Source organism: Methylomonas rapida (assembly GCF_024360925.2).
In the GTDB taxonomy this organism is placed as follows: domain Bacteria; phylum Pseudomonadota; class Gammaproteobacteria; order Methylococcales; family Methylomonadaceae; genus Methylomonas; species Methylomonas rapida.
The window spans coordinates 2,819,077-2,835,067 of sequence record NZ_CP113517.1 but is presented as its reverse complement, the minus strand read 5'-3'; the positions used below and the strand labels follow the sequence as shown (position 1 = coordinate 2,835,067).

Here is a 15,991-nt window from a genome sequence, read left to right as displayed (position 1 = left end):
ATCCCCCACGGGCGAGTCATGACGCCCTGAAGGGGTGGTAGTTGAATGTGACGGATGCTGAAAAGCCAGCAGACGCCCGATTGAAAATGGCCTAACCCGTAATCCGATTAAGCAACGGCAAAGCCCTGTCCAGCGATATGACTACCGGTTGGCACCCAAAGCCTGACGCGCCTGAGTCATGGCCATCTCTTTGGGTGACAATGGTGGCATGGCGGTACTGTCGGCTTGGCCCAAGACTTGTGTGGCATTGGGGGCAATTTCCGATACCTTGTCCAACTCGGCCAAGGCAAAGGTCAGGTCGATGCCTTTGAACTTCTGGTTGGCATAGTCGTAGGCGGCTTTCCAGGCGCCGGCCGCTGCTGTACGCCTTACCAGTTCCGCCACGGCTTTTTGCACCTTGGGATGGATTTGCGACAGATCGATGACGCGGTTTGCATCAACGCCTGCATCGCCCGCCCAAACGCGATCTTCATTGTCAGCTTCGGTTGCATTGACAACCGTGGCACTGCCATCGATCACGCTACCGTCGGCAATATCGTCAAGGGTTTTGCCATCCATTTCCTCGGCGGCATAACCGCATTCCTCCGGAAAGGCGGCCCTGAGCGACGCTGCTTTACCGCATTTGGCCAACTGCCCTTTGGGGCGTTTGATCCACATGGCGGTTGGGACTTGCGAGTTTTTACCGCCGGCGGTGCTATAAGCCTCCAGCCAGTAGACTTCCTCGGTAAAGGCGCAACGTTTGCCGCCGACGATCCGGTACACAGTAACCGCCACCCATTCGGGAAAGGTCACGGTGATACTGGATTCCTGCCATTGCTCGTTATCGTCCTTGTAGCGACCGGTAAAGGTTTTGGTGACATCCGGACCCCAGGCGGGCCTATCCATGCCGGCCCAAACACCGGTCCGCGACGCAGTGGTCTGGATTTCCATGATGGACGGCCAGACGGTTTCGATATTGCGGCCCAACCCCGCGCTCCACATCGGCACGATATGTACCGGCTTTTTGAAGATGTCGAGCTTGCGGGCTTTGCAGTAATCCAGCGCCATCAGGATGGCTTCCGGGGTTTTCGCCGTGGGAAAGGTGACTTCGGTCAGCACTTTCCAGGACTGCTCCGACAGTCCATAGCTTTGTTGCGCGGCTACCGGCATCGGCAGGTCGCGGGTTTTGGGTAAGGTATTACGGTTGTTTGGGTTCATGGTGGCTCTCCTTCAATAAAAAAGGGAACGCCATCGCCCGCTAGGGAATGGTGTTCCCCAGGGGGTTGAAATACCGAAACCTGAAACGGGTCGGCGGTGTAACGGTTAAACCAACGAACGCCAATGATCGGCGTGCTGGGGTTTAATGCATGGGCATATCGCTGTAGTCGTCATCCCAGTCGGCGTCCTCGGCGGCCGGGTTCGATGTTGATGAACCATTGGTAGGTGTTGACGGGGCAGGGCGGTCGAGCAGTTGCAAATCATGCACAACCACTTCCGTGCGGTAGCGTTTTTCGCCGTTCTTATCCCATTGCTGGGTGCGAAGAGTGCCTTCCACATAGACCTTGCTGCCTTTACGCAAATACTGTTCGGCGGTATCGGCGAGTTTTTTGAAAAACACGACCCGATGCCATTCGGTCCGCTCCTGTTTGCCGTTTTTGGGATCGTTCCAGACTTCGCTGGTTGCCAAACGGATGGCAACGACTTTGCCGCCGTTATTTGGCATATAACGAACGTCCGGATCGGCGCCGAGCCGGCCTAGCAAGATGACTTTGTTCACGCCGCGATTGGCCATGATGACATTCCTCCTGTCGGCCGCGCCCGACTCAACGATAACAATACCCAGCGGCGCGGCGATGGGCATGCCGGAACGCCGAATCCCTGAGGGAATCGAGACGCCCGGCAGGGTTAAACAATAAAAACTCACATCAGGCTTGACGCACCTGACACGCCGATGGACAACCACCGTCGCCGCTTAATAACGGAACGCCGACCGAAGTCGGATCATGACGTGAGCAAACACCTCATGAACTGTGATGTCATTGGAGCAGATTTTTTGGAAGAGTCGTTCGCGAAAGCTCGACAATTATCGAGCTTTCGCGAACAGGCATTGGAAACAGACACCGTATGATTGGGCTATCGTTAATCTTCCCAAACAGGTGCTGATATGGCAGAAAGTCCGGTTCAACCCAAAAGCAAACGACACACGATCAGTCGCCCGATATTTGAGCGTACGTTTAGCATCAACAGCGAACAAGCCATTCGAGTCATTCGTGATAGCTATCACCGACTGATGGTGTCCTTGTATGCGATTGACGTGATCCTGCGCATCATCGGCCGGGAGGAAACGGTCGATGAAGTCGAAAGCATCGTCAGTCAGATGATTGCCGAGTGCGCGGAGCAGCTGCAGCAGGAAAAGAGTCGACTGGAAAAACTCAAGGCTGACAACGGCATCACTGAAACGCCGACCTACACGCACCCCAGGGAATTTTTGGCCAAGATTGCCTCGCCGCAGATAGCCCAATTCGTCGAGTTGATTCGTTTGCTGGATCAATTGATGATCGTGATGGACACCTTGTGGCTGTGCCAGGTCATCTCCAACAAACATTGCATCGAGGCCCGCTATCAGTGGCAGCAGCGATTGCAGCGACTAGCCAATAAAATAGTGACGATGGAACGGCATGCGCACCAGGCGGCGTATGAACAAGGTCATGGAGAGGAATTAAAAATTGCTAGATTGGAATCAGGCTTGAATGTGGAGCCGGAATCCAAGTTGGATACCGATTTGCCGAAGGAGGAATGTCACATTTGACTCAAGCACTTGGTGAAAAATAGACAGTTCGTCACCGAGTCGATCTTGCGTAAACCGTTTAGCTTCTTATTGTCATGACAACGTCTGGCAGCTATACTGCTCATCTATGCCTAAGGGAGGTATTATGGCCACTCAATCGACACGCACCACCAAACTTGACCTGCGCTTATCGCCCGAAGCAAAGCAAACCTTGAGCGCGGCGGCAAAAGCAGCCCATTGCTCCGTCAGTCAGTTTGTATTGGCGAGTGCCTTGTCACGCGCCGCCGAAACGCTTAGCGAGCGACAACGCTTTGAACTCAATGCAGAGCAATGGGAACATTTCATGGCTGCACTCGATGCGCCGCCGCAAGTTGTGCCCCAGATTCAGCGTTTGTTTCGCGAGCCGAGTCCCTTTGAGCTGCCGACGACCGAATGACGGGGTTTCGTATTGAGAAGCTACGGCGCGATCATCCCGTTGATAGCTTTACCTGTGGGCGCGATGAACTTGATCGCTTTCTTATTCGCTATGCGCTAGGCAATCAGCAAGCCAACGCTTCGCAAACCTATATCGGTCTGCATGACCAGGAGGTCATCGGCTTCTACAGCCTGGTTGTGGGCGAAGTCGCCTTTGGCGATGCGCCGGAGCGCTTGACCAAAGGCTTGGCCCGTCACCCTGTTCCCGTCATGTTGTTAGCACGGTTGGCTGTAAGTACCCCATGGCAAGGCCGCAAGATGGGTTCCGGCCTATTAAAAGACGCCATGCTACGCACATTGCAGGCTGCCGACATTGGCGGTATTCGTGCTTTTGCTGTTCACGCCAAGGACGAGTCGGCTAAACAGTTCTACGAGCGGTTTGGTTTTGTCCCCTCGCCGACTGACCCCTTGCACCTTTACCGTCTCATCAAGGATTTACGCCGTTCTCTCGAAGCATGAGGTCGAAACCATGTGTATTAACCCCATTAGTGGGCAATAGTTACAAAAGCTGCATTGAAGGTGAGCATTTACGCGCAAGTTGAGTCGTTGGCTCCATCCTCCACCGATTTTTATCCTGCTTCATTCGCCGATCAACTTTTTGATGCTGTTTTTACTGATTGTTGAAAATGTCAGCTTTTTAATTTCCTTGGCTTTCAAATCTAAGGCCTGGGTTTTACCCAGTTCCAGTAGCTTAGCGATGACCAGTTTGTCGGATTTCAATAAAAAATCCTTGAGTGTCATTTTTTTCACACGAACGGCATCGACACCACCTTTAGCCCATACCCTTATACACAAGTCAGCAGAACGAGAAGCAGGCAGGTTACAACCCCTTGATTTTTCGTGAACCCGTTGCCGAGCTAATCAGGTTCTGCTTGTCGAGAAGTCCCTGATTCATCTAGCCTGGACGACTTGTGTATAACGGAAGATCGTGCTGAAGTTGTCAAACGATTGGCCGCTGGCAGCAACGTTTCGGAGTTGGCTCGGGAATTCAAAACCACCCGGCAAACCATTATGCGGATTAGGGAAGCTGCGTTGAAAGCACAAAAAGTCGACAATACAATCCACTCTTCTGGAGAGTAACTGATGAATCATCTATATCTGGAAAGGCACGATACCGAAAACAACATGCATCGTTTTTATCAGATGTTTGTGACACCTGGCTTGTTTGACGATTGGTCGCTGATAAAGGAATGGGGTAGGGTTGGTTCACCGGGTACCGTCAGAAAGGAGTGGTTCGACACCCAGGAAGACGCCATCGTCGCCGGAAAGAAGTTGTGTGCTGCTAAATGTAAAAAGGGCTATTACGCTATTCGCACAGGTAAATGATGCTAGATCTTTGTTTGCCCTATGCGTTCTTGTACATATTCTTTTTCTAAAAACACTTTCGCTTTTTTCAATTCCTCAGCAGTAGGCGGCTTTTTTATAGAAAAGTATTCATTCAATGTTTTTTCCAAATTTTTGAATGAAAAGTCGCTTTGATAGGCGTTTTTAATCACATAATTTATTAGCTGTGCAGAATGATAATCAAGCGGTTTCCCATCAGAAAAACGTTTGTACAGCCAAATCACTATGTCGATTGCTTGTATCCGGCACTATCTGCGGAAGCGCTTATTCTAAATTGACTTCCTTCGACGCATCTCATTTTTTAGCGGCTAAAATTTTCACTTTTCACATAAAATGCTCTGATGGTTTTCGTATCCAATCCTTATAAGTGACTAACATATACAACGCAGAAATCTCTGCAGGTTCCCTCATGCCCTTAGAAAGCCGCCGAATTGCGGCATTTCTAATAACTCAACCAAACGAATCCGTTTGGCGGCGAGCATTGGTCGAAGACAATCTACTGCAAAAAAGATCGCCAGCTACTGCACTTAGGCAAGCCAAATTAATTAGAAAACGGCTTGAAACACTTGATGCAACGGCCTGGGCAATGATCGCTACCCGTGAGCAAGAAGTGTCTATCCAATTGTTATTGGTAGCAGCAGTTAAGCATAGCCAACTGTTAGCCGATTTCATTGAGCATGTTTACATCGATCACCAGCGCCGCTTAGACTTAGCCATTTTGCCGGGTAATTGGGATGGATTCCTCACCGAATGCAGTCATAAGGATTCATCGGTTAACCAATGGTCGGCATCAACCCAGATTAAACTATTCCAAGTCATAATTCGTATCCTGGCTGAGGCCAAATATATTGAAAGCACTCGCAACATGAAGCTAACACCACAATCATTACACCCAGAAGTGAAGCGTTATCTCTCAACAAGTGGTAACACTTATGTGATGTCATTATTGGAGCGAGCCTAATGGCTTTGACTTTTGAGGAGCGACTTAATCAAATTCTGCCAAAAATCAGTTCCGATGACTTCCTAAACAGCAAAGGACTGGGTAATGAAATTGGTTTCTGGATATTCGATTACCCTCCCGAGAGGGAGCTGGAGATGCGAGACTTTCTAAGCAGAACGGTTCTCACCAGCCTGCATAAAGCCCAGCCGCCTATCCGAACCGGCGTCATCAATCTATTTGATTTAGTCATACAGCTACTTGAAGAACGCAAGTTGTTGGATAAGGCTGTCGACATGCAGCGTAACAAAGGTGATGACGCAGTTATGGCCGCTTTACGCCCGGTTCTTAAAGAAGATAAATTGGCTCAGAAAGTCGTGTCCTTAGTAGATTTGGATAACATCGACTTGCTAATTCTTTGCGGCGTCGGAAGCGCTTATCCCATGCTTCGAACCCACACGTTGCTATCAGCGCTCCATCCATTGATGGGTAGGACTCCTTTGCTGATGTTTTACCCTGGCCGATATGACGGCTACTCTCTGCGTTTGTTTAACAAACTCTCCGAAGATCATTATTACCGTGCTTTCAGATTAGTTCCTGAAGCGCAATAACTCACCTATCAATTAAGAAGAATAAGATGGAAATAAGGGATTTATTCACCAAGCCTATCGACCGTCCCATCAATGGTGTCATCAAGGCCGACCAATTAGATGCCGAAAGCGTTTGGCAGGAATTGGAAGAGTACGTTGTAACTAAACAGCTAACCGAATACTTTCGGCGCTTTTTCGATGCTTATCTCGCGGCCGCCGAAAAAGCCAAAGACCCGACCATCACCGCACGCATGGGGGTTTGGGTATCCGGTTTCTTTGGTTCCGGTAAATCCCACTACATCAAAATTCTGTCTTACCTGCTGGAAAATATTGAGGCCATCGATCCCAAAACCGGCGCCCATAAGAAAGCGGCAGAGTTTTTTGATGAGCACAAGATCAAAGACCCTTTGCTTCTGGCTGATATTCATCGAGCCATCAAAGGCACCGCCGATGTCATGCTGTTTAACATCGATGCTAAAGCCGATGCCAAAACCGACCGTGATGCCATTGTTCAGGTATTTCTACGTGTCTTCAATGAAAAGCTCGGCCTTTGTGGCGATGCGCCTCATATCGCCGAAATGGAGCGGTATTTAATTTCCAAAGGCGCCTACGACACCTTCAAAACCGTTTTTCAAAGCAGAAATGGCAGCGCCTGGGAACAAGAGCGCGACGCCGTCGATTTTCTACGTGACGACGTAGTGGCCGCCTTGGCACAGTCGCTGAATATGACCGAAGAATCTGCCGGCCGTTGGTTTGACAATGCCCGCGACGATTACCGGATTAACATCGAAGGTTTTGCCAAACTGATACGCGAATACCTGGAAACCAAGCCAGCCGACCATCGGGTCATCTTTCTGGTCGATGAAGTTGGCCAGTTTATCGGTGACAACACCCAACTGATGCTGAGCTTGCAAACCATCATTGAGCAGTTGGGGACACTCTGCCAAGGCCGTGCCTGGGTGATAGTGACCAGTCAGGAAGACATCGATGCGGCGATTGGCGAAGCCAACAAAGCCAAGTCCCAGGATTTCTCCAAGATTCAAGCCCGTTTTCATACTCGTTTGTCTTTAGCCAGTTCCAACACCGACGAGGTCATCGGCGAGCGTTTGCTGTCAAAAACCGAGCAGGCTCATGTCACCTTACGCGATACCTTCGCGCAAAAGGGCGACATCATTAACAACCAACTGTCCTTTCTCGGTAATGCCGTCAATTTGCGCGGCTACCGGGATGCCGCTGAATTTGTGGCCTACTATCCATTTGCGCCCTATCAGTTTCAACTGCTGCAAAAAATCTTCGAGTCGATTCGTAAAGTCGGCGCTACCGGCAAACATTTATCGCGCGGTGAACGTTCTTTGCTCGATGCGTTTCAATCTGCCGCCATACAAAATGCCGGCAAAACTACCGATGCATTGATACCGCTGTATGACTTTTATCCGTCCATCGAAAGCTTTATTGATAGTGTCGCCAAGCGATCAATTGACCAAGCACCTTACAACGAAGCGCTAGAGCCCTACGACACTCAGTTGCTCAAAGCCTTGTTCCTAATACGGTACATCACGGAAACCGTCAAACCCACCATCGATAACCTGGCAACCCTATGTGTCGAAGAAGTCGATGCCGACAAGCTTGCACTGAAACGCCGTATTCAAGAATCTCTGGCTCGCTTGGAACAACAACAACTGGTCAGTCGTAACGGTGACTTGTGGTTTTTCCTGACCAACGAGGAACGAGATGTTGCCAGAGAATTGGGCCATGTTGAAGTCTCCTCCGCTGAACGGACTCGCTTACTGTCTGAGTTGATTTTTGAAGACATTCTTAGAAGCCAAACCAAAATACGCCATCGCGATTCCAAAGGCGATTATGACTTTAACCGCCTGCTGGATGGAGCACCCTGGAAAACGGCTAGCCACGCCCTGTCATTGGAAATTCTGAGTCCCTTGGGCGACGAGTATGACAGGATGCAGGAAGCGACTTGCATCATGCGTAGCGCCGAGGGTACCGGGCGAGCCATCATTCGTATGGCAGAAGGACAACGGCTTTTTGAAGAATTGAACCTTTACCTGCAGATTGAAAAATACATCATCAGCCCAAAGGCGGATCAAGCCACGCCATCGCTAAAACGCATTCTTTCCGACCGCAAGGAAGAAAACCGTGAGCGAAGGCTGCGCCTGGTCGAGCAACTCGGCAACCTGATGTCGATGGGGGATTATTATGTGCTGGGTCAAAAGCCCGACATTAAACCCGGCTTGCATCCGACCAGCCTACTGGATGAATTGATCAATTATTTGGTCGCCAATACCTACAGCAAACTGCCCTATCTCAAATACCGCTGTGCCGATCCCGTCGCCGAAATCAAAGCGGTTTTAACCGCAGATGACGTCAAACAACAGTCGCTCGATACCAATATCGAAGAACTTAATCCTCTGGCACTCAACGAACTGCGCCAATACCTGTTACTGACAGCCTCAGAAAATCGCGTGTTGTTATCGGATATTGTCGACCGCTTTACCGGTATCCCTTGGGGATGGAAACCGGATTGGGAAATAGTCTTACTGGTCGCCAGGTTGTTCATGGCCGGCGAGATCAAATTAATGCTGGAAGGATCAGACCTCGATCCAGGTTCAGCGATTGATCCTTTAACCAAGTCGGTTCGCTTTCGGCAGGTTTCCATTCTGAAACGTAAATCCGCCGATACCGTGTCGTTAAAACGCGCTCGTGACTTACATCGTAAGCTATTTGCCAAACTACCCCGAGAAGTGGAAGACGCGTTGGTCGCCGATTTTCGCGACAGCCTGAGCCATTGGCAAACCGAACTCAAAAGTTACAGCCATACCGCCGCTAATCGATACTACCCAGGTAAATCGGTCATCGAGCAAGCCCTTATCCGTATTGGCAAACAACTGGCTATTCGCGATAGTTTCGAATTCATCGAAACCTTGTTAACCGGAAAAAACGATTGGTTGGATTTGGCCGATGACATTCACGATGTCATCAGTTTTTACAAAACCCAACTCCCCACTTGGCAACGCATGTTGGAGGCCATGACGGCGTTTGCCGACAACCATGAAGCCTTGCAGCAGGATGCGGATGCCGCCGAGGCCATTAAGCAACTCAACGCTATCCGCGATAACGCAAGCCCTTACGGGCAAATCAACCGCATCGATCCATTGCTGAGTACGGTGGAAACAGTAAATGAGCGCTTGGCCGGCAGAGAAAGGGGAATCGCCTTATTGGCGATCGAACAAAAACTGTCTGAAATTGAAGTGGCGCTGGATCAAGTGCATGCGGATGCCGCACTACGTAATAAAGCCTTGTATCCCATGCAACAGCTAAAAGCCAGTATTGCGGGACTGGTCAGCATACCTAAAATCCGTTACTTGGCCGAACAAACCGATGTGCATCTGGATTCGGCCATGGATGCTATCGCCGCCTCGCAAAAGCAAGCATCAGCAGGAGTTAAAGAACCCGGAGCGGGCAATCAAATACCAGGAGACACGTCAAAACCAGTCGCTGTCCCGGTAGCAAAACCCGTCAAGGTCATTCGCGCCCAGGCGTTAAGCAGTAAAAGCTATCTGGAAACTGAAGCCGAAGTTGACGCCTATTTAGCCAAACTTAGACATGAGCTATTAACCGCCCTGCAAGAAGGTAAAAGAGCCCGGATTCAATAAAGGCGACTGTCTATAAATCGTTGCACTTTCCATGGCAATGGCTAATAATTTGTTGAAATCTTCAACAATCCAGGAGTGAGTCATGGCTACCGTGAATTTCAGCGTTCCCGACGACGTCAAAGATGCGTTCAATGCCGCCTATCAAGGACAAAACAAAAGTGCCGTGATTGCTGATTTAATGCGCGAGGCCGTCGAACGCGCGGAACGCAAACAACGTAGTCACCAAGCAATCGCGAGAATCGTGGAACGACGCAAACACGCGCCGGCGCTAACAAATGAACAGATTCGTGCAGCACGTGAAGACGGTCGTCCATGATATTGGTGGTAGATGCCAGTGTTGCGCTGAAATGGTTCTTCCAAGACCGAGAAAACGAAGCCGATTGTGATCGAGCTTTAACCCTTCTTGATGGTGTCGACGAGGGGCGCATACGCCTCCTTCAGCCGCCGCATTTTATTGCCGAAGTAGCGGCGGTGTTGACCCGAGAAAAGCCCGACGAAGCGGAAGACGATCTGTTTGATTTATTAAACATTGAAAGTCGTATCGCTGATGACCCCGGAATCTATATTACCGCCATCGACCTTGCCGCCCGTTATCGGCATCACCTGTTCGATACCCTCTATCACGCCGTCGCATTAAACACGCCTGGTGCGACGTTGATTACCGCCGATAACGTCTATTACCGAAAAGCTGAAGGAAGTGGTCGGATTTTGCTACTAAAGGATTACACCGAGTGAACAAAGCCAAACTCAAAACCTACGCCCCCCAAGCCCGTAAAGATTTCATCGCCGCCGTTACCGCCCGTGCGCATAGGCTGGGTTTATCCGAACAAGGCGGTCAGCTAAACATCGCGCCGGCGGAAAAAGCCGGCGACTTGGTGATCATTGCTGGGCAATCCTGGCCGGCCAAAATCAGCCGGCAACGCGATAATCTCATCGGGTTGATGCAAAAGCACGGATTTGCTCAAACCCTGGAGAACGTCGCCTACACCTGGTTTAACCGTTTCGCGGCGTTGCGGTATATGGAGATCCACGATTACCTCAACCATGGCTATCGGGTTTTATCCAGTCGCGAAGGCGGTTTACCGGAAATACTCGGCCACGCTCCGGAACTGGCGCAAAGCGGCGATCTTCCGGGTCTTAATCCACAACGAGCTATCGAACTCAAATTGGCCGGGGATCAGGATGGCGAACTTTACCGTTGGACACTGATTGCCCAATGTAACGCGCTATCCAAGGCCATGCCGTTTTTATTCGAGCGCATTGACGACGAAACCGAATTACTGTTGCCCGACAATTTGCTGCTGACCGATTCGGTCATTGCCAAGCTGGTGGAGGCCATTCCGGAGGAAGACTGGAGCCAGGTCGAGATCATCGGCTGGCTGTATCAGTTTTACATCAGCGATAGAAAGGATCAGGTCATCGGCAAGGTGGTTAAATCCGAAGACATTCCGGCCGCCACCCAGTTATTTACCCCTAACTGGATCGTGCAATATCTGGTGCAAAACAGTGTCGGCCGGCTGTGGTTGATGGCCAATCCTGCATCCACATTAAAAAATGATTGGCCCTATTACATCGAGCCTGCCGAACAAACTCCAGAAGTACAAGCCCAACTAGACGCCTTGATTCAAACGCGGATGGCAGAGGATGGCGGCAGTCTGAATCCGGAAACTCTGACCGTCCTCGATCCGGCTTGCGGATCAGGCCATATCCTGGTGGAAGCCTATGAAGTATTGAAGTCGATTTATCTCGAACGCGGCTACCAACCTCGCAGTATTCCGCGTTTGATTCTGGAAAAGAATCTCTACGGCCTGGACATTGACGACCGAGCTGCACAATTGGCTGGATTTGCCTTGTTGATGAAGGCCCGCGCCGACGACCGTCGCCTGCTCGACAATCCACCCAAACTAAATGTATTGGCTTTGCAGGACAGCAAGGGATTGGATCCCGATGAATTGACCATCCATTTAGCGGGTTTCGTAGGCTCCGTAGGTTGGGTTAGCCCGCAGCAAAGCGGAGGGCGTAACCCAACAATGGGAGCAGACAGCGCTTCCAAATCCGACATGTTGGGTTACGCTGCGCTAACCCAACCTACGCTCAACTCTTTGCTGGAAATTTTTACTCACGCCAAGACCTTCGGCTCCTTGATTCAAATTCCGGCGGAATTGAATGCACAACTGCCGGCACTGGAGGACGCTTTACAACAAGCCATTCAAAGCGGCGATCTGTTTACTCATGCAGCAGCGTTTGATTTATTGCCATTGGTACGGCAGGCACAAATTATAGGAATGGAGTTTGATGCAGTGGTAGCGAATCCGCCGTATATGGGTGGCAAAGGCATGAATGTGTCCTTGAAGGATTATGCCAAACGTCAATTTCCTGATAGTAAATCGGATTTGTTTGCAATGTTTATAGAGCGTGGCTTTGACTGGTGTAAACCATCTGGCTTTAACAGTATGGTGACGATGCAGAGCTGGATGTTTCTTTCTTGTTTTGAGAGTTTCAGAGAGAAATTAATAAATTCAAAAACCATTCTGAATTTGGTGCAAATTGGCTATAACAGTTTTCCAGAGATGAATTCAAAGATAGCCCAAGCATGTTCTTTTAGTATATTAAATTCCTCGCTAATGAGACATGGCGGTATCTATGTCAACCTCAACAATACTGGGCAATCCTCTGATAAAAGAGAAACTTTTCTTTCAAATAAAAAGTATTATGCCGTTGAGCAGTGTGACTTTTCTTCAATTGAAGGAGCCCCTATTGCATATTGGATAAATGATAAAACTAGAAACCTATTCAGACTTAAGGAAAATATTAGCCGCCTTGCAAATCCTAAACAGGGATCAACGATTGGTGATAATGAAAAGTTTTTACGCTTATGGTTTGAAATATCTAGCTGCGCAAACAGTAATTGGAAAAAATGCTTGAAGGGTGGAGCTTACAGACGATGGTACGGCAACAGGGAGTATTTGATTAATTGGGGGGCTGATGGAAAGGAAATCGTAAACAATGGTAAAGCAACAATCAGAAATAAAGATTTTTTGTTCAAGCCTGGAATTGAGTGGGGACGTATTACAAGCTCCTTGAATTCCTTTAGAGTTTTTGAAGAGAATTTTTTCTGTGAAAGTGCTAGTGGTGCGTTATACCCAAGTACTAAAAGCGTATTAAATACGCTTGGCTTCTTGAATTCCCGAGTTGCAAATTATTTACTCGGAATTATAAACCCAACACTAACTGCTCAATCAGGGGATGTTGGTAGATTGCCATATATTGATGTCGCTTGCGAACATCTAGTAAGTAATATGGTTAAAATTGCAAAAGCTGACTGGGATCAGTCTGAACTATCTTGGGATTTTCTAACTTTAAGTTGGTTGGCCGGTAATCTGAAGTCTAATACACTAGAACTATCATGGGAACGGCACAAGATTTCTAACTATTCAGATATAAAGTATCTACAACAGATGGAAGAGCAAAACAACCGTCTGTTCATCGAGGCCTATGGTCTGCAAGACGAGCTTTCCCCCGAAGTCCCAGAAGAGCAAATTTCCCTCGCCAGAGCCGACCGGGAAAAAGACTGCCAACGCCTGATTTCCTATGCCATAGGTTGCATGATGGGTCGCTACAGCCTGGATGAGCCGGGCCTGATTTATGCACACGCCGGTAATGTCGGTTTTGATCCTGATCGCTACAACACATTTCCCGCCGACGCCGATGGCATCGTGCCGATCACCGACGAACTCTGGTTTGAAGATGATGCCGCTAATCGCATCCGCGAATTTTTACTCGCGGTCTGGGGCGCGGAAACTCTGGAGGAGAACCTAGCCTGGTTGGCGGAAAGCCTGGGCCAAAAAGCCAACGAAACCCCGGAAGAAACCATCCGCCGCTATCTGGCCGGCAGCTTCTTTAAAGACCATCTGCAAACCTACAAAAAACGCCCGATTTACTGGCTGTTTTCCAGTGGCAAACAAGGCGCATTCCAGGCATTGGTCTACCTGCACCGCTATCACGAAGGTACCTTGGCCCGAATGCGCGCCGAGTACGTGGTACCGCTCACCGGCAAAATCCAGTCCCGCATCGAAATGCTGGAAAAGGACGCCATTGCCGCATCATCCAATGCCGCCCGCAACAAACTGAACAAAGACATCGAAAAGCTCAAGAAAAAGCACGTTGAACTGCTCGCCTACGACGAAAAACTCCGCCACTACGCCGACCGCCGCATCCAGCTCGACCTCGACGACGGCGTAAAGGTCAACTATGGCAAGTTTGGCGATTTATTGGCTGAGGTGAAAGCAGTGACTGGTGGCGCTAGCGATGATTAAGAAAATTCAAATTCAAAATTTTAAGTCGCTTGTTGATGTTTCAATGCCATTGGACAAGTTCAATTGTTTGATAGGCATGAATGGGTCAGGGAAAAGCACAGTTTTGCAAGGCCTAGATTTCATTTCTCAACTCATGATCGGTCAAATTGAGGATTGGCTGGGTAGTCGAGGATGGGATATCCATGATTTGAAATCTAAATTACTAAACGAGACAAATCTAAATGTTGGTGTGCGATTCGAGACAAAGACTGGACAAAAGCTGATTTGGCGAGCCAGCTTCAATCGATATGCATTGCAATGTAAAGGTGAAATTATCACTTTGGATGGCGAAAATATTTTCAGATCAACTGGTACGCAGTTTCGAATTGAAAAGCAGCCTAAACAAAACATTACTTTTGTTTATCAAGGTTCATTGTTATCGGTTTTAAAAGACTCAGAGTTACCGTCTTCAATATTGGAGTTTCGGGATTCTGTAAGGCGCATACGCTCATTGGAATTGCTTTCGCCGCAACTTATGCGCAAGAGTGCCCGTACCCATGATGTCGACATCGGTTCTGGTGGCGAAAAGTTGGCGGGTTATCTACACAGCATCAAAGGCGAACCCAGAAAAAAATTGGTCAAGTTATTACAAACCTTTTATCCCAAGCTCGAAGATTTCAAGGTAACCAATCAACGCGCCGGCTGGAAGAAGCTTTCGGTGATAGAACAGTTTGAAGGGCATCGACTAGAAACCGACGCCACACATCTAAGCGATGGATTACTGCGTATTCTTGCGGTCTTAGCACAATCGGACTCCGATCGTTCTTTGATTCTGTTGGACGAGATTGAAAACGGCATCAATCAAGAAATTATTGAAAAGTTAGTGGATACCTTGGTCGCCAGCCCGCAGCAAATACTGGTTACTACCCACAGCCCATTGATTCTAAATTTTCTCGACGATGACTTAGCGCGGGAGTCGGTGCAGTTTATTTACAAATCACCACAGGGCGAATCGCGCATTCGACGGTTCTTCGACATTCCTCGCATCGGCGAAAAACTGAGTTACATGGGGCCGGGTGATGCTTTTGTAGATACCAATCTTGAGTCTCTGACGCAGGAATGCATTGAGTTGGATCGCTTGGAAACAAAGTCTGCTCAGGAAAAGCAAGGATGATTTTGGTTTTAAGCGGAGAAGGCCCAACTGACTTTGGGGCTTGCAGCAATGCGCTAGGGCGGTGTAGCGGCGAGGATATTACTCTTGGACCATTAACGGTGTTGGTCGATCAGATGATTACTATGTTGAAGGGGCATTCGGTCCTGGATAATCGCGAGTCGCTTTATTATCGTAGCGAGGCATTTTTACGAGAGAAAGCCAAAACTCTTCCCGGCCGCCTGCAACCCGCGCGTAGTAAAAAGAAGGAGGCCGAGACCGGCTATTTCTTTGGCAACGCTATTGCATTAGGTGTAATTGCCAAAGAATTGGAAACTCAAAGCGGGCAACAAGCTATAGCCATTTTGCACAGAGACTGCGATTCCACCCGTTCTGCGCATGCAGGTGCATGGGAAAACAAGCGGAAATCGATGGTCGATGGCTTTAAATTTTCACAATTCAGCCGTGGCGTACCCTGTTTACCCAAACCCACTTCGGAAGTGTGGTGGCTTTGCGCCGCCAAACCGCAGCACTACCAAAGTTGCGCACAACTTGAGGAACTGCCAGGTAATGTGGAGTCCGCTAACCATCCCAAGAAAAAATTGGACGATGCGTTTGGCGAACATAAATCTGCCGATGGTCTATGCGACTGGTTGGCTGAGTCTCCATTCGATATTAACCGCGCCGCAGCAATGCCGAGCTTTAAATCATTTAAGGATGATCTCAAACTCGCACTGGACGATTTAACCACTTAAAGGGAATCAGC

At 49.1% G+C, this 15,991-nt stretch carries 17 protein-coding genes; 13 read left to right on the top strand and 4 right to left on the bottom strand.

The features are described 5' to 3' along the window. Window positions 1-141: 141 nt before the first annotated feature. The gene (gene bet, locus NM686_RS13290; protein WP_255188324.1) at window positions 142-1,197 is read right to left on the bottom strand and encodes a phage recombination protein Bet; all 1,056 of its coding nucleotides are present in this window, start codon (window positions 1,195-1,197) and stop codon (window positions 142-144) included. A 142-nt stretch (window positions 1,198-1,339) separates the two neighbouring features. Beyond that, window positions 1,340-1,903, bottom strand: coding sequence for a single-stranded DNA-binding protein (ssb, locus tag NM686_RS13285; RefSeq protein WP_407942359.1), 564 nt, complete (start codon window positions 1,901-1,903; stop codon window positions 1,340-1,342). A gap of 240 nt (window positions 1,904-2,143) precedes the next feature. Here ssb and NM686_RS13280 point away from each other — a divergent pair, with 240 nt between their 5' ends. The 3 genes from NM686_RS13280 (at window position 2,144) to NM686_RS13270 (ending at window position 3,700) form a co-directional block, all read left to right on the top strand. Further along, entirely contained in the window at window positions 2,144-2,788 is a 645-nt protein-coding gene (locus NM686_RS13280) for a hypothetical protein (protein ID WP_255188323.1), read from the top strand. Window positions 2,789-2,912: 124 nt separating this feature from the next. Beyond that, window positions 2,913-3,203, top strand: coding sequence for a type II toxin-antitoxin system TacA family antitoxin (locus NM686_RS13275; protein WP_255188322.1), 291 nt, complete (start codon window positions 2,913-2,915; stop codon window positions 3,201-3,203). Continuing rightward, window positions 3,200-3,700 (top strand): GNAT family N-acetyltransferase, encoded by a 501-nt coding sequence (locus NM686_RS13270; RefSeq protein WP_255188321.1) that lies wholly within the window; start codon window positions 3,200-3,202, stop codon window positions 3,698-3,700. Before NM686_RS13275 ends, NM686_RS13270 begins: the two co-directional genes overlap by 4 nt. A 120-nt stretch (window positions 3,701-3,820) precedes the next feature. Here the strand turns inward: NM686_RS13270 and NM686_RS13265 are convergent, their stop codons facing one another. Next, window positions 3,821-3,991: a hypothetical protein gene (locus tag NM686_RS13265; protein WP_269021794.1), complete on the bottom strand. Its 171-nt coding sequence runs from the start codon at window positions 3,989-3,991 to the stop codon at window positions 3,821-3,823. Between the two features lie 159 nt (window positions 3,992-4,150). Between NM686_RS13265 and NM686_RS13260 the strand changes: the two genes are divergently transcribed. Together NM686_RS13260 and NM686_RS13255 are read left to right on the top strand one after the other, a co-directional pair. After that, complete coding sequence (locus NM686_RS13260) at window positions 4,151-4,321, top strand: helix-turn-helix domain-containing protein (RefSeq protein WP_269021793.1); 171 nt, start codon at window positions 4,151-4,153, stop codon at window positions 4,319-4,321. Between the two features lie 3 nt (window positions 4,322-4,324). After that, a complete protein-coding gene (locus NM686_RS13255) occupies window positions 4,325-4,567 on the top strand; it encodes a WGR domain-containing protein (protein ID WP_255188319.1) in 243 nt (80 codons plus the stop codon). Window positions 4,568-4,569: 2 nt separating this feature from the next. On the opposite strand, the gene NM686_RS13250 is transcribed toward NM686_RS13255, so the two are convergent. Continuing rightward, on the bottom strand, window positions 4,570-4,809 hold the full coding sequence (locus tag NM686_RS13250) for a hypothetical protein (RefSeq protein ID WP_255188318.1): 240 nt from the start codon (window positions 4,807-4,809) through the stop codon (window positions 4,570-4,572). A 143-nt stretch (window positions 4,810-4,952) separates the two neighbouring features. On the opposite strand from NM686_RS13250, the gene NM686_RS13245 reads away from it, so the two are divergent. The 8 genes from NM686_RS13245 (at window position 4,953) to NM686_RS13210 (ending at window position 15,980) form a co-directional block, all read left to right on the top strand. Beyond that, window positions 4,953-5,546 carry a DUF1819 family protein gene (locus NM686_RS13245; protein WP_255188317.1) on the top strand — a complete coding sequence of 198 codons (594 nt, stop codon included), beginning with the start codon at window positions 4,953-4,955 and terminating at the stop codon, window positions 5,544-5,546. After that, window positions 5,546-6,133, top strand: a complete 588-nt coding sequence (locus tag NM686_RS13240) for a DUF1788 domain-containing protein (RefSeq protein WP_255188316.1) — start codon at window positions 5,546-5,548, stop codon at window positions 6,131-6,133. The genes NM686_RS13245 and NM686_RS13240 overlap by 1 nt, the downstream gene beginning before the upstream one ends. 26 nt (window positions 6,134-6,159) lie before the next feature. Continuing rightward, window positions 6,160-9,780: a BREX system P-loop protein BrxC gene (brxC, locus tag NM686_RS13235; RefSeq protein WP_255188315.1), complete on the top strand. Its 3,621-nt coding sequence runs from the start codon at window positions 6,160-6,162 to the stop codon at window positions 9,778-9,780. Between the two features lie 82 nt (window positions 9,781-9,862). Beyond that, entirely contained in the window at window positions 9,863-10,096 is a 234-nt protein-coding gene (locus NM686_RS13230; protein ID WP_255188314.1) for a hypothetical protein, read from the top strand. After that, window positions 10,093-10,515 (top strand): type II toxin-antitoxin system VapC family toxin, encoded by a 423-nt coding sequence (locus NM686_RS13225; RefSeq protein WP_255188313.1) that lies wholly within the window; start codon window positions 10,093-10,095, stop codon window positions 10,513-10,515. Before NM686_RS13230 ends, NM686_RS13225 begins: the two co-directional genes overlap by 4 nt. Then, window positions 10,512-14,096, top strand: coding sequence for a BREX-1 system adenine-specific DNA-methyltransferase PglX (gene pglX, locus NM686_RS13220; protein WP_255188312.1), 3,585 nt, complete (start codon window positions 10,512-10,514; stop codon window positions 14,094-14,096). The genes NM686_RS13225 and pglX overlap by 4 nt, the downstream gene beginning before the upstream one ends. After that, window positions 14,089-15,249, top strand: a complete 1,161-nt coding sequence (locus NM686_RS13215; RefSeq protein WP_255188311.1) for an AAA family ATPase — start codon at window positions 14,089-14,091, stop codon at window positions 15,247-15,249. Before pglX ends, NM686_RS13215 begins: the two co-directional genes overlap by 8 nt. Continuing rightward, entirely contained in the window at window positions 15,246-15,980 is a 735-nt protein-coding gene (locus tag NM686_RS13210) for a hypothetical protein (RefSeq protein ID WP_255188310.1), read from the top strand. Before NM686_RS13215 ends, NM686_RS13210 begins: the two co-directional genes overlap by 4 nt. The last annotated feature ends 11 nt before the right edge of the window (window positions 15,981-15,991 follow it).